Here is a 13573-nt window from a genome sequence, read left to right as displayed (position 1 = left end):
CTGCGCCAATTGAGAACCGGCGCGGAACAGCTTGCGAATTCGCCGTCCTGAGGGGTGCGCCGGAGACGTAGACGGCGGTAGATACATGGGTCATGACGAACACCCTCGACCGTCGTACCCTCCTGCGCCTCGCCGGGGCATCCGCCGGCACCGCCGTCCTGGCCGGCGCCACCCTCGCCGGACCGTCCCCCGCCGGCGCGGCCACCGCCGCCTTCCGGCACGGCGTCGCCTCCGGTGACCCGCTGCCGGACGGGATCCTGCTCTGGACCCGGGTCACCCCCACACCCGACGCCCTGCCCGGCTCCGCCGCCGGCCCCGACGTGGAGGTCAGCTGGCAGGTCGCCGCCGAGCCCGACTTCCGGGCGCCGGTCGCCGCCGGCACGCTCACCACCGGACCGGCCCGCGACCACACGGTGAAGATCGCCGTGTCCGGGCTCGCCGCCGCCACCACCTACTGGTACCGCTTCGGCCACGCCGGTGAATGGTCCCCGACGGGCCGGACCATGACCGCACCGCCCGCGGACGCGGCCGTCGACAGGCTGCGGATGGGCGTGGTCTCCTGCGCGAACTGGGAGGCCGGCTACTTCGCCGCGTACCGGCGGCTGGCCGACCGGGGCGACCTCAACCTCGTCGTCCACCTCGGCGACTACCTCTACGAGTACGGCACCGGCGAGTTCGCCGCCGCCGGCCGCGTGGTCCGGCCGACCCAGCCCGCGCACGAGGTGCTCACCCTGGCCGACTACCGGATCCGGCACGCGCTCTACAAGACCGACCCGGACCTGCAGGCGCTGCACGCCGCCGTGCCCTGGGTGATCACCTGGGACGACCACGAGGTCGCCAACGACGAGTGGTCCGGCGGCGCGGAGAACCACACCCCCGGCACCGAGGGCCCGTTCGCCGACCGGCTGGCCGCCGCGCGGCAGGCGTACCTGGAGTGGATGCCGGTCCGGGTCGGCGCGGACGGGACGATCTACCGGAGGTTCCGCTTCGGCCGGCTGGCCGAGCTGTCCATGCTGGACCTGCGCTCGTACCGGTCGGCGCAGGTCTCCGGCCCCGACGTCGACGACCCGAACCGGACCATCACCGGTGACGCGCAGATGACCTGGCTGAAGGCCGGGCTGTCCGGCTCCGCCGCCCGGTGGAAGCTGGTCGGCAACCCCGTGATGATCGCCCGCCTGGACGTCGGCGCCCTGCCGTCCTGGCTGCTCGGCCCGCTCGGGAAGCTGCTCGGCATCCCCGAGAACGGCGCGGTGCTCAACGCCGACCAGTGGGACGGCTACAACGCCGACCGCAACGAACTGGTCGACCACCTCCGGGCCACCGGCACCCGGGACGTGGTGTTCCTGACCGGCGACATCCACACCTCGTGGGCCAACGAGGTGACCACCCGGACGACGCTGTTCGAGCCGGCCGCGGCGGAGTTCGTCGTACCGTCGGTGACCAGCGACAACGTCAACGACTTCCTCAAGCTGCCGGCCGGCAACGCGCTGAGCCGGCTCGGCGCCGGGCTGCTCCGCTCCACCAACCCGCACGTACGGTGGGCCGAGCTGGACGGGCACGGGTACGGGGTCCTCGACGTGACGCCGCAGCGCTGCCGGATGGACTGGTACCACCTCGCCGACCGGACCAGCAGCACCAGCGGCAGCCGGTGGGTGGCGGGCTGGTCGGTGGGGACGGGTTCCTCCCGCCTGCGGGCCGAGAGCGCGCCGGTGTGAAGACACACGAAGGCCGGCACCCGCTCGGGGTACCGGCCTTCGTCATGTCAGCTGTTCCAGTTGTGGGCGACGATGTCGGCGGCCTGCTGCTCCCACTGCGCGTACGCATCCGGGTAGGCCGAGACCTGCACGGTCTGGGCGGCCTCGGTCAGCGGCATGTCCTGCCACCCGTCAACCTGCTTCAGACCCTTCAGGAACGCCAGCGTCGAGTACTCCGGGTCGGTGATCTGCTCCGGCGTGCCCCAACCCGAGGACGGGCGCTGCTGGAACAGGCCCAGCGAGTCATGGTCGTTGCGGTCGCCGAGGTGACCCAGGTTCTCCAGCTTCGACTCCTGCAGCGACGTGGCGATCGAGATGACCGCGGCCCGCTCCGGCAGACCGGCCTTCTTCGTCGCGGCGATGATCGCCTTGGCGTTGGCGGTCTGCTCATCGTTCAGGTCGATGTGCGACTGCGCGCCCTGCACACCGTGCGGGATCAGCTTGTCACCCTGCACGCTCACCGCGACCGGCTTGCTGCCCTGCACGGGGGCGGCGTCGGCGTGGGCGGCGATCGGACCGGCGAACACACCACCGGTGAAGGCCAGACCAGCAATACCAAGAACGCTCTTCCGCAGCATCGTGTTCATGACAAAGCTCCTTGGGGGTTGGCGCACACGCCGACGGGGGAGGTCGGCGGCGCGCAAGCACCGTCAGGCGCTCAAAAGAAGTCTTGGGGGGATCCGGCGTGCGGGGCGGGGCCTCTTCGTCGCGCCGGGACCATGTACAACGACCGCCGGCCCGCCATCATTCCGGGGCCCGGGACACCCACCTCGGCGGGCCGTCCTCCTCGATCGTTCACGGGGATACAACGACGCCCACCCGCCGACCATTCCGCCGCCGGAGTGCCGCAGACCACCGGCGAACCGGACAATCCGGCCCAGACGACCCCGGTCGGTGGAACGCCATGTGGGTATCCGGGCGCCGGAGACACACAATGGCGTTCCACCGAGCCTGTCGGCGCCGGCGGGAACCGGACACACCTCGCGGACGGAAAACGGCCGGCCCCTGGCGGGGCCGGCCGAGTTCGCGGGTTGTGTCACCAGAGCTGCTGGACGATGTCCGCGGCCTGCTCCTCCCACTGCGCGTACGCGTACGGGAAGGCGGACACCTGGACCGTCTGGGCCGCGGCGGTCAGCGGCAGGTCGTGCCAGCCGCCGACGTTCTTCAGCGCGTTGAAGAACGCCTTGCTGGCGTAGTCCGGGTTCGTGACCTGCTCGGGCGTACCCCAACCGGACGACGGGCGCTGCTGGAACAGGCCCTCCGAGTCGTGGTCGTTGTAGTCGCCGAGGTGGCCGAGGTTGTACAGCTTCGACTCCTGGAGCGAGGTGGCGACGCCGATCACGGCGCCCCGCTCACCAACGCCGGTCTCCTTGGCCGCCTTCACGATGGCCTTGGCGTTGTCGAGCTGGGCGTTGTCGAGCGGGATGCGCGACTGGGCGCCCTCGGCGCCGTGCGGCATGAGCTCCTCCCGGCTGGGCCGGTCGGCCTTGGTCGGGACCTTGTCACTGCCGGTGGTCAGGCCGGACTTCACCGACTCGGTGCCGGTCCGCTTCTTGCCGGTGGCCAGGTCGATGGCGGCCAGCGCGCCGGAGTGCGGGCCGCTGGTCAGCGGGGCGGCGACGGCGGTGGGGCCGAACGCCAGCCCGCCCAGGCAGGCCACGCCCGCGACGGTCAGCGCGGTCCGGCGGTTGGGGGCCGTGGCGGCAGCCTTCACGGCGGCGGTCTTCGCGACGGCGGTCTTGGCGACGGCGGTCTTCGCGATGGCGGGGAGCCATCGAGTGAAGTGCTGCTTCACGATGGTTGCCCTTTCGATCGTTACGACGCGCTCCCGGGTGAGCGCCCCTCGGGGGAACTACTCGCCGGTACGGGGTTTGCGTTCCGGCGGTACGGGGGACACAACCAGCTTCGGCCTGTCGGGCATTCCGGATATGCCGGGTGCAGCGGAAGCTGCGGCCCAGGTCACCCGGGAATCGGGACGAGCGGGACGAGGCGTACGGGGAGGCGGGAACCGGGCTAGCCGGCCGCCGGGACGCCGAACCGGACCAGGACGTGCCAGAGCTGCTTGAGGTGCTGGAGGGTCACCTCCGTCGGGCCCCGGTCGGCCCAGCGCTGCGGCTCGCGTACCACCGAGGCGGCGGCCCGCCCGATCAGCGCCGCGTGCACCGGCTCCCCCGGTCGCGCGAACTCGGCGTGGACCCGGGCGGCGAGCGGCGGGATGGCCGGCCCCCGGAACTCGGCGTCGACGCCGTCGACCGGCAGCTCGAACCCGGTGTGCCAGCACAGCGCGAAACCGTGCCGCCGGGCCAGCCCGGCGAGGATCCGGCCCTCCACGGTGCCCCGGAACGAGGGGTCGACCACCACCGCCTCGACGTCCCGGGCCAGGCTCACCTCGCCGTGCACCTGCGCCTCGATGTAGTCGTCCAGCGCCCGGCCGGCCGCGTCGGACGCGCGCTCGCGCCGGCGCAGCAGCGTCCGCAGGAGGGTGCCGGTGTTCATGCCGGCCACGCCCAGGCTGATCCCGGTCTCGGCGGTGGCCGCCAGCAGCGCGGCGAGCACCGGCTCGAACACCGTCGTCGTGCCGAGGTCCTTCGGCCCCAGGTGGCTGTCGCCGAAGCAGAAGGTGGCCCGCGCGAGCGCCGCGGGGCGCAGCCGCAGGTGGCAGGAGCCGAACCGGGGGCAGGCGCCGTCCGGGTGGTCGAGCAGGTTGAGGCCCCCGTACTTCGGGCGCTCCGTGGGTGGCACGCCGGGCCGCTGGTACGCCCCGCCGAACAGCGCCTCCTCCCACCGGTCCCGGTCGCCGCCGGGAAACGCGGTGAGGCCGCCGTTGGAGATGCCCGTCTCGAACTGGCTGCGGTACACGCCCTCCCGGTCGAGCGCCTCGGCCACCGTCCGGCCGTCGCGCAGCAGCCGGTCGGGGTGGAAGTTGAGGGTGAGCCGGCCGTGCGCGGCCACCGCCGCGACGACCTCCTCCGCCCGGTACGCGGCGCCCGAGCCGGCGAGGTACCCCTCGATGACGGCGAGCGCCGCCGGCCGGTCCCGGAGGGCGGCGTCGCGGACGTGCCGGAGGGCGGCGGCCTGGGCGGGGGTCAACATCACGTCGGGCACGGGCCCGAGTATCGCCGGGGCCGCCGGCGGTGCGCCACGCGGATTTCAGGCGTCGGTGCCGAAGCCGTCGAGGGCCTCCCGCTCCTCCGGGCTGCGCAACTCCTGGAACACGGTGAGGTGCAGGCCCGCCGGGCCGTCGAGGCGGGCGTTGAGCGACTGCCACGGGGTGACCGTCGGCGGGGCGACCTCGGTGGCGCCCGCCGCGACGAGGCGCTCGGTGGCCGCCCGGCTGTCGTCCACCTCGAACGCGACCCGCAGCCGGGGCGCGACCTGGCGACCGACCTCCACCTCGTCGATCAGCCGCTTCTGCGCGGGGTTCGCCAGCTCCAGCGTGGCCCGTCCCGCCTCCAGGATCACCACCCGGGCGCCGTCGCCGCCCGAGTACGCCGCCTGCTCGGGCAGGCCCAGCGCGTCGCGGAAGAAGGCGACCGCGGCGTCGTAGTCCTCGGCCTCCACGACCAGGCGCAGCTGGCGTACGGTCGGCGGCCCGTCGGCCCGGGAATCGTCCATGAGGCGTGATCCTAGCCGCGTGCGGTGGCGCCGAGGCGGGCGAGGAAGTGCGCGTTGCCGCCGGTGGTGGCGAGCTGGCGGAGCAGCTGGTCCAGGGCCGCGTGCCGGTCCAGTGCGGACAGCGCGGAACGCAGTGCCCGCAGGCGGTCCCGCTCGACGTCGGTGAGCAGCAGCTCCTCCCGGCGGGTGCCGGAGGCGCGCACGTCGACGGCGGGAAAGGTACGCCGGTCGGCCAGCGCCCGGTCCAGCCTCAGTTCGGCGTTGCCGGTGCTCTTGAACTCCTCGAAGATGAGGCCGTCGGCGGCGGAGCCGGTCTCCACCAGGGCCGAGGCGATGACGGTCAGCGAGCCGCCCTCCTCGATCGACCGTGCGGCCGCGAGCAGCTGCTTGGGCGGGGTGAGCGCGGCCACGTCGACACCGCCGGAGAGGGTGCGCCCGGCCGAGCGGACGGTCAGGTTGTAGGCGCGGCCCAGCCGGGTCAGCGAGTCGAGCAGCACGACCACGTCGTGGCCCAGCTCGACCAGGCGCTTCGCCCGCTCGATCGCCAGCTCCGCCACCGTGGTGTGGTCCTGCGGCGGACGGTCGAACGTGGCCGCGACGACCTCGCCCTTCACCGACCGAGAAAAGTCGGTGACCTCTTCCGGCCGCTCGTCGACCAGCACCACCATGAGGTGGCACTCCGGGTTGTTGCGGGTGATCGCGTTCGCGATCGCCTGCAGCACCATCGTCTTACCCGCCTTCGGCGGCGAGACGATCAGCGCCCGCTGGCCCTTGCCGATCGGCATGACCAGGTCGATGACCCGGGTGGTCAGGATGTGCGGCTCGGTCTCCAGCCGCAGCCGCTCGTACGGGTGGACCGGCGTCAGCCGGTGGAAGTCCGGGCGGTGGCGCGCCTGCTCGGGGGTCGTTCCGTTGACGGTGTCGACCCGGATGAGCGGGGCGTGCCGGCCCTTGCGGGGTGTGGTGGCGACCGCGCCGGTGACGAGGTCGCCGCGGCGCAGGCCGTACCGGCGGAGCTGGCCGGCGGTGAGATGGGCGTCGGCGGCGGAGGGCAGGTAGCCGTCCACCCGCAGCAGCGCGTGGTCGTCGACCGTGTCGACGATGCCGCTCACCGGGAGCGGCGCGGAGGTGTCGGTCATCGAGTGCCTTTCGGTGTGTTGCCGTTCCCCGGTCGGGACGGACGAAGGAGGGTTGGTTCGGGACCCGAGCGGCCTCGTTCCGTGGGATCCGCGACGGGCTCACGGTCCGGACGGTTCGCCGCCCCGCAGAGGTGGAGGCGAAGGCGATGGGCTCGGCGGCCGAACAGCTCGCCGGCCCGGAGAGGGAGGCGGCGGGCTCGGCGGCCGAGCGCCTCGCCGGCTCGCCTGGGTGGACGGGCGACGGAAGACCGTCCGCCAGGGCTCGCGGCACCAGGCGTGCCGAGGACCCGCGAGCGGGCCGGCCGAGGCGCTGCCGACAGCGGACGACGGGGCCACTCCTGCGGAGCTGTCGGCCGGGGCTGGTCGGGACGTGTGCCGGCGGCCGGATCGGTGCGATGCGGTGCGCCCGGGCGGGCTGCCGCGTTCGGGAGAGTGACTCCGGGTGGCGCGGTGCGCCGGCATCCGGGTCGTTCGCCACGTTAACCCCGCGATGCCGTCGCGGGCAAGCGGATCGCCGCCGGTTCGGCCGCAACCCGGGCCGGCGTTACAGTGAGGGACGCGCCGATCGGAAGGCCAGCACCGTGACTGCTACGACCGTGGTCGACCAGGTTCACCTTGGTGACCACGTCTGTTGGATGCACGGCGACGAGGGTGACGCCCTCGACGCCGTCGGCCGTTTCGCCGCCGCCGGCCTGCGCCTCGGTCACAAGGTCGTCTGCTTCACCGAGTCCTCACCGCCGCAGGCGGTGCGCGCCCGGGTCGACGCCGTCGGCGTGCCGACGGAGGCCGCCGTGGCGGCCGGCCAGCTGCGCATCGTGCCGGCCATGGAGGTCTATCCGACCGGTGGCCCACCGGCGCCGGAACGCATGGTCGCCACGGTGGTCGAGGAGGTGGACCGCGCGCGGCACGAGGGCTACCCGGGGATCCGGCTGAGCGGTGACATGACGTGGGTGCTGCGCAGCGGCACCACCCTGGACGACCTGCGCCGGTACGAGACCGCGCTCAACCCGCTCTTCCTGGACGCCCGCGTCGCCGGCCTGTGCCTGTACGACCGGCGGATCTTCCCGGCCGACTCGATGCGCGCCGTCGCGGCCGCCCACCCGGGTACGGCCGGGCCGGGCACCGCGCGGACCTGGGTGCCGCTGCTGCGGGCGTACCGGACGACGGACCCGCCGGGGTTGCGTCTGGTGGGGCAGGTGGACCGGAGCAACCGGGAGGCGTTCACCGCGGTGCTGGGCCACGTGACGGCCGACCGGCGGGCGGCGGACCGACCGCCGGTGCTGGACGTCTCCGAGCTGAGCTTCGCCGACGTGGGCGCCGCCACCGCGCTGGTCCGGGCGGACCGGACCAGCGCCACGGGCATCCGGCTGATCGGGTGCCGGCCGGCGCTGCACCGGCTTCTGCACCTGCTCGACGGCGTGCCGGCGGAGGACCCGGCGTGAGCGCGACAGCCGCCGGGTTCCGTCACGAGCTGGCCTTCTACACCGACGCCGTGAGCCTGCTCGCGGTCACCGTGCCGTTCGTCCGGGCGGGACTCGCCGCGGGCGATCCGGTGCTGGTGGCCACCCCCGGGCCGCAGCTGGCGCTGATCCGCGCGGCGCTCGGCGCGGCCGGTGACTCCGTGGGGTGGGCCGACATGACCGAGGCGGGGCGCAACCCCGGCCGGATCATCCCGTGCGTGCTCCAGGCGTTCGCCGACCGGCATCCCGACCGGCGGGTCCGGATCATCGGCGAGCCGATCTGGGCCGGCCGCACCGCCGAGGAGTACCGGGCCTGCGCCCAGCACGAGGCCGCGATCAACTGGGCCTTCGCCGGCCGGGCGGCGAGCATCCTGTGCCCGTACGACGCGGGGCGGCTCGAGCCCGGCGTGCTCGCCGAGGCCCGCTGCACGCACCCGCTGCTGGTCGACGGTGACGGATGCCGCCCCATCGCCGGCTACTCGCCGGCGGCGGTCACCGAACGGCACAACAAGCCGCTGCCCACCCCGGCCGAGCCGGTCGCCGTCCTGCGCTACGACCTGGACACCCTGCCGCGGGTGCGGCGGTTCGTCGCCGATCATGCGGTTGCCGCCGGGCTGGCCGGCGACCGGGTGGCCGACCTCCAGATCGCGGTCACCGAGCTGGCCACGAACAGCGTGGCGCACGCCGGCGGCGCCGGCACCGTGCAGGCGTGGTGCACCGACCGGCACCTCGTGTGCGAGGTCCACGACGACGGCTGGCTGGCCGACCCGCTCGCCGGGCGGCTCGCCCCGGCGCACGACGGCATCGGCGGGCGGGGACTGGTCATCGTGCACGCCCTGTGCGACCTGGTGCTGGTGCACACCACCGCGGCCGGCACGACGGTCCGGCTGCACATGCTGCGGGAGGCTCCATGACGGGAACGGAACCGGCGCTGCGCGCGGTCGGCCGGGTCGAGTCGCCGCTGAGCGATCCGGCGGCGGCGCCGAAGCAGGGCGACGAGGGGGCGCCGGAGGCGTGGCTGGTCTTCGACGCGGCGTACGCCCCGGCGCTGGACGGGTTGCGGCCGGGCGCGGACGTGCTGGTGCTGACCTGGTTGGACCGGGCCCGGCGGGACGTGCTCGCCGTGCACCCGCGCGGTGACGTGTCCCGCCCGGCGACCGGCGTGTTCGCCACGCGCTCGCCGCACCGGCCCAACCCCATCGGGTTGCACCGGGTGCGGGTGCTCGACGTGGACGGCGTGCGGCTGCGGGTGGCCGACCTGGAGGCGGTCGACGGCACCCCCGTACTCGACATCAAGCCGGTGCTCGACGGCGAGCGCTGAGGCCGGCGACGCCCGGCCGGGTGGTCGGCTCAGTGCCCGCGGGCGATCCACTCGTCGAGGTGGGGCGCCTCCGCGGCGATGGTGGTGTCGTCGCCGTGTCCGGTGTGGACCACGGTCTGCGGCGGCAGGGTGAGCAGCCGGGTCCGGATCGACTCGATGATCGTGCCGAAGTCGCTGAAGGAGCGGCCGGTGGCGCCGGGACCGCCCACGAAGAGGGTGTCCCCGGTGAAGACCGCGCCCAGGTCGGGGGCGTGGAGGCTGCACGCGCCCGGGCTGTGGCCGGGGGTGTGCAGCACCCGCAGGATGGTGCCGCCGACCTCGACGGCCTGCCCGTCGGTGAGTTCGCCGTCGGGCGGGGTGTCCGGGTGGACCTGGTCCCAGAGCACCCGGTCGGCCGGGTGCAGCAGCACCGGCGCGCCGGTGGCCCGGGCCAGCTCGGGCGCCACCCGGACGTGGTCGTCGTGGGCGTGGGTGGCCAGGATGGCGACCACCCGGCGGCCGCCGATCACGGCGCGGATGGCGTCGACGTCGTGCGGGGCGTCGACGACCACGCACTCGGCGTCGTCGCCCACCACCCAGACGTTGTTGTCGACGTCGAAGGTCTGCCCGTCGAGGGAGAACGTGCCGGAGGTGACGGCGTGGTCGACGCGGACCGTCACGGGAAGACCACCACCGACCGGAGCACGTCGCCGTGGTGCATCCGGGTGAACGCCTCCTCGACCTGGTCGAGCGCGATCTCCTCGGTGACGAAGGCGTCCAGGTCGAGGCGGCCCTGCCGGTACAGCTCGGTGAGCATCGGGAAGTCGCGGCTGGGCAGGCAGTCGCCGTACCAGCTGGACTTGAGGGCGCCGCCCCGGCCGAAGACGTCGAGCAGCGGCAGCTCGATGCGCATCTCCGGGGTGGGTACGCCGACCAGCACGACGGTGCCGGCGAGGTCGCGGGCGTAGAAGGCCTGCTTCCAGGTCTCCGGGCGGCCCACCGCGTCGATGACCACGTCGGCGCCGAATCCTCCGGTGGCGGCGCGGATCGCCTCGACCGGGTCCTCGTCGGAGGCGTTGACGGTGTGCGTGGCGCCGAACTTCCGCGCCCAGTCGAGCTTCCGGGAGTCGGTGTCCACGGCGATGACGGTGGTCGCCCCGGCCAGGGCCGCGCCCGCCACCGCCGCGTCGCCGACGCCGCCGCAGCCGATCACCGCCACCGAGTCGCCCCGGGTCACGCCGCCGGTGTTCATGGCCGCGCCGAGGCCGGCCATCACGCCGCAGCCCAGCAGGCCGACGGCGGCGGGACGGGCGGACGGGTCGACCTTGGTGCACTGGCCGGCGTGCACCAGGGTCTTCTCGGCGAACGCGCCGATGCCCAGGGCGGGGGCCAGCTCGGTGCCGTCGGTGAGCGTCATCTTCCGCGCCGCGTTGTGGGTGTTGAAGCAGTACCACGGACGGCCCCGCCGGCAGGCGCGGCACTGCCCGCAGACCGCCCGCCAGTTGAGCACCACGAAGTCGCCGGGGGCCACGTCGGTGACCCCCTCCCCCACCTGCTCCACGATGCCGGCGGCCTCGTGGCCGAGCAGGAACGGGTAGTCGTCGTTGATCCCGCCCTCGCGGTAGTGCAGGTCGGTGTGGCACACCCCGCAGGACTGGACGCGGACCACCGCCTCGCCCGGCCCCGGGTCGGGCACCACGATCGTGGTGACCTCCACGGGCGCGCCCTTGCGCCGCGACACGACTCCCCGGACTTCCTGACCCACGGTCCCTCCCTCGCTCGGCTCCAGCCGAACCTACCGCCGATCATCGTCGGCGGCCCACCGTCGAGGGGGCGGTTATCCGGCGCGTCGCGGGGTACGCGGGGGCCCGGTTCTCCGGCACCGAACGGGAGTGATCATGAGGTTGACCCATGCGCCACTACGGATCATCATCGGCGCGTTCTTCCTGAATTCCGGGCTGTCCAAGCGCTCCCTGGAGGGCGAGGCCGCCGCCGGCATGCACGGCATGGCGGTCGGGGCGATCCCCCAGCTGCGGCAGTTCCCGCCCGACCAGTTCGCGAAGCTGCTGTCCCGTTCCGAGATCGCTCTGGGCGCCGCGCTGCTCACCCCGTTCGTGCCGTCGCTACTGGCCGGCGCCGGGCTGACCGCCTTCGGGGCCGGCCTGGTGCAGCTGTACCTCAAGACGCCCGGCATGCGGGAGGCGAACAGCCTCAAGCCGTCCCAGGCCGGCATCGGCCTGGCCAAGGACAGCTGGCTGCTCGCTGCCGGGCTGACGCTGGTGCTGGACTCGCTGGCCCACAAGCGCCGGTTCACGTGACCGGGCCGGCCACGGCGGCGGCCACCGGCACGGCCTCCGCGGCGTGGCGGCGGCGGGCGGCGTTGCGGTAGCGCAGCACCTGCACCGCGCCGAGCCCCCAGAGCAGGTACTGCACGGCGAACGCCCAGCGGAACGCGGACAGCGGCGGGGTGCTCCGGCCGGCCGGGGTGGCCAGGTCGAGCACCACGCCGACGGCCAGGATCAGCAGGATCGAGGCCACGAAGCCGCCCACGTTGACGATGCCGGTGGCGCTGCCGATGCGGTGCACCGGGTTGAACGTGCGCGCGTAGTCGAAGCCGATCACCGAGCCGGGGCCGTTGACCGCGAGGACCACCACGAGGGCCACCAGCAGGCCGTGCGGGGCGCGGCCGGGCCAGGCCAACACGACCGCCCAGACCGCCGCGGTGGCCCCCGTGATGGCGAAGACCACCGCCGAGCGGTGGAAGGGGTGCCGGGCGCACAGGTGCGCGATGACCGGGCCGCAGACCAGGGTCACCACGGTCATCAGCGTGAGCAGGGCGGCCGCCGCGGTCGGCGCGAAGCCCTGCCCCTGCACGAGGAACGGGTAGCCCCAGAGCAGGGCGAACACCGAGCCGGAGAACTGGGTGACGAAGTGCGTCCAGAGGCCGAGCCGGGTGCCGGGCTGGGCCCAGGCGTCGGCGAGCTGCCGGCGTACGGCGGCCAGGTCGGGGGCGAGCGCGCCGGTGTGCTCGGCGTGCGGGGTGTCCCGGACCGCGACGAGCACCAGCAGCAGCACGGTGGCGCCGAGTGCCGCCGCGGTGAGGAACGCGGGCGTCCAGCCGGCGTGGTGCAGCAGCGCCACCAGGGGTACGGCGCCGAGCACCGCACCGAGCTGCCCGATGGTGCCGGTCAGCTGCACGAGCAGCGGGTTGCGCCGGCCGGGGAACCAGAACGCGACGATCCGCAGCACGCTGATGAAGGTCATGGCGTCGCCGAGGCCGACGAGCACCCGGGCGGCGACGGCGAGCCGGACGTCGGTGGCGACGGCGAAGCAGAGCTGCCCGGCCACCATGAGCGCGGCGCCGGCCAGCAGCAGCCGGCGCGAGCCGTACCGGTCGAGCAGCACCCCGACGGGGATCTGCATGGCCGCGTAGACGGCGAGCTGGGCGACGCTGAAGGTGGCCAGCGCGGCGGCGTTGATGTGGAAGCGGTCCGCCGCGTCGACCCCGGTGACGCCGAGCGAGCTGCGGTGGAAGACGGCGGCCACGTACGCGGTGACGGCCACCGCGAAGACCAGGGCGGCGGAGCGGCGCGGGGCGACCCTGGGGGCGGTGCCGCTCACCGCAGCGTCCGCAGCACGGTCGCCGCGTTGTCGATGTGCGCGCCGATCGCGTCGAGCCAGGCCTGCTCGTCGTCGCCGTCGAGGGCGGCGAGCTGGCCGGCGTGCTCGGTGAGGGCCACCTCGGCCCAGCCGGGCGACAGCCGGAAGCTCGCCTCGCCCATCCGCAGCTGCCGGTCGCGCAGGCGGTGGTAGAGCTCGGCGAGGATCTCGTTGCCGGCCGCCTCGACCACTGTGGCGTGGAACGCCCGGTCGGCGGCCATCAGCGCGGTGACGTCGCCGGCGGCGTGCGCCCGGCGCATCTCGTCGAGCCAGCGGGCCAGGTCGTCGCGGATGGCGGCCCGGCGCGGCCAGACCTGCCGGGCGGCGTGCAGCTCGACCAGGCGGCGGGCCTCGACGACGTCGGCGATCTCCCGCGCGGAGACCGGCCGGATCAGGGCGCCGCGCTTGGGGTAGAGCTTGACCAGGCCCTCGGCCTCCAGGCGCAGCAGCGCCTCGCGGACCGGCGTCCGGGACACCCCGGTCGCCTCGGCGATCTCCCCCTCGCTGACCAGCAGCCCGCCCGGGTACACCTGCTCGAGGACGGCCCGCTTGAGGTGCTGGTAGGCCCGCTCGGCGGCGGACGGCGCGGTCGGCCGGGCGCTGGGCACGGGGGTGGGATGCGTCATGTATCTATGATGCGCCGAC

The 13573-nt window shown here is 74.2% G+C and carries 13 protein-coding genes and 1 pseudogene; 5 read left to right on the top strand and 9 right to left on the bottom strand.

Going from position 1 to position 13573, the window contains the following annotated elements:
- The first annotated feature begins 92 nt into the window (after window positions 1-92).
- Window positions 93-1715, top strand: coding sequence for an alkaline phosphatase D family protein (locus GA0070603_RS03155; protein WP_091306795.1), 1623 nt, complete (start codon window positions 93-95; stop codon window positions 1713-1715).
- A 47-nt stretch (window positions 1716-1762) separates the two neighbouring features.
- Here GA0070603_RS03155 and GA0070603_RS03150 read toward each other — a convergent pair whose 3' ends face one another.
- The 5 genes and pseudogenes from GA0070603_RS03150 to rho form a co-directional block, all read right to left on the bottom strand.
- Entirely contained in the window at window positions 1763-2341 is a 579-nt protein-coding gene (locus GA0070603_RS03150; RefSeq protein ID WP_091306792.1) for a hypothetical protein, read from the bottom strand.
- 449 nt (window positions 2342-2790) lie between these two features.
- Window positions 2791-3549, bottom strand: coding sequence for a hypothetical protein (locus GA0070603_RS03145; RefSeq protein WP_091306788.1), 759 nt, complete (start codon window positions 3547-3549; stop codon window positions 2791-2793).
- A gap of 218 nt (window positions 3550-3767) precedes the next feature.
- On the bottom strand, window positions 3768-4859 hold the full coding sequence (locus tag GA0070603_RS03140) for a DUF3626 domain-containing protein (protein ID WP_244282371.1): 1092 nt from the start codon (window positions 4857-4859) through the stop codon (window positions 3768-3770).
- 45 nt (window positions 4860-4904) lie between these two features.
- A complete protein-coding gene (locus GA0070603_RS03135; protein WP_091306785.1) occupies window positions 4905-5369 on the bottom strand; it encodes a VOC family protein in 465 nt (154 codons plus the stop codon).
- 11 nt (window positions 5370-5380) lie between these two features.
- Window positions 5381-6487 (bottom strand): annotated as a pseudogene (gene rho / locus GA0070603_RS03130) (transcription termination factor Rho); the annotation flags it as partial.
- 167 nt (window positions 6488-6654) lie between these two features.
- On the opposite strand from rho, the gene GA0070603_RS31380 reads away from it, so the two are divergent.
- Genes GA0070603_RS31380 through tsaA form a run of 3 tightly spaced genes read left to right on the top strand, consistent with a single transcriptional unit; the run spans window position 6655 to window position 9289 of the window.
- Complete coding sequence (locus GA0070603_RS31380; protein WP_139131792.1) at window positions 6655-7950, top strand: MEDS domain-containing protein; 1296 nt, start codon at window positions 6655-6657, stop codon at window positions 7948-7950.
- A complete protein-coding gene (locus tag GA0070603_RS03120) occupies window positions 7947-8882 on the top strand; it encodes a sensor histidine kinase (RefSeq protein WP_091306775.1) in 936 nt (311 codons plus the stop codon). The genes GA0070603_RS31380 and GA0070603_RS03120 overlap by 4 nt, the downstream gene beginning before the upstream one ends.
- Window positions 8879-9289 carry a tRNA (N6-threonylcarbamoyladenosine(37)-N6)-methyltransferase TrmO gene (tsaA, locus tag GA0070603_RS03115; RefSeq protein ID WP_091306771.1) on the top strand — a complete coding sequence of 137 codons (411 nt, stop codon included), beginning with the start codon at window positions 8879-8881 and terminating at the stop codon, window positions 9287-9289. The genes GA0070603_RS03120 and tsaA overlap by 4 nt, the downstream gene beginning before the upstream one ends.
- Window positions 9290-9318: 29 nt before the next feature.
- On the opposite strand, the gene GA0070603_RS03110 is transcribed toward tsaA, so the two are convergent.
- Window positions 9319-9948, bottom strand: coding sequence for an MBL fold metallo-hydrolase (locus GA0070603_RS03110; protein ID WP_091306767.1), 630 nt, complete (start codon window positions 9946-9948; stop codon window positions 9319-9321).
- Entirely contained in the window at window positions 9945-11033 is a 1089-nt protein-coding gene (locus tag GA0070603_RS03105; RefSeq protein WP_091306763.1) for an S-(hydroxymethyl)mycothiol dehydrogenase, read from the bottom strand. Before GA0070603_RS03105 ends, GA0070603_RS03110 begins: the two co-directional genes overlap by 4 nt.
- A 133-nt stretch (window positions 11034-11166) precedes the next feature.
- Here GA0070603_RS03105 and GA0070603_RS03100 point away from each other — a divergent pair, with 133 nt between their 5' ends.
- Window positions 11167-11586, top strand: coding sequence for a hypothetical protein (locus GA0070603_RS03100; protein ID WP_091321464.1), 420 nt, complete (start codon window positions 11167-11169; stop codon window positions 11584-11586).
- On the opposite strand, the gene GA0070603_RS03095 is transcribed toward GA0070603_RS03100, so the two are convergent.
- Both GA0070603_RS03095 and GA0070603_RS03090 read right to left on the bottom strand, forming a co-directional pair.
- The gene (locus tag GA0070603_RS03095; protein WP_091306760.1) at window positions 11579-12889 is read right to left on the bottom strand and encodes an MFS transporter; all 1311 of its coding nucleotides are present in this window, start codon (window positions 12887-12889) and stop codon (window positions 11579-11581) included. The two genes, GA0070603_RS03100 and GA0070603_RS03095, sit on opposite strands and share 8 nt — an antisense overlap.
- Entirely contained in the window at window positions 12886-13554 is a 669-nt protein-coding gene (locus tag GA0070603_RS03090; RefSeq protein ID WP_091306757.1) for a GntR family transcriptional regulator, read from the bottom strand. The genes GA0070603_RS03095 and GA0070603_RS03090 overlap by 4 nt, the downstream gene beginning before the upstream one ends.
- Between the last annotated feature and the right edge of the window lie 19 nt (window positions 13555-13573).

This window comes from Micromonospora chersina (genome assembly GCF_900091475.1).
GTDB classification, from domain to species: domain Bacteria; phylum Actinomycetota; class Actinomycetes; order Mycobacteriales; family Micromonosporaceae; genus Micromonospora; species Micromonospora chersina.
The sequence above is the reverse complement of the archived record's forward strand: the minus strand, read 5'-3'. Positions and strand labels throughout refer to the sequence as shown.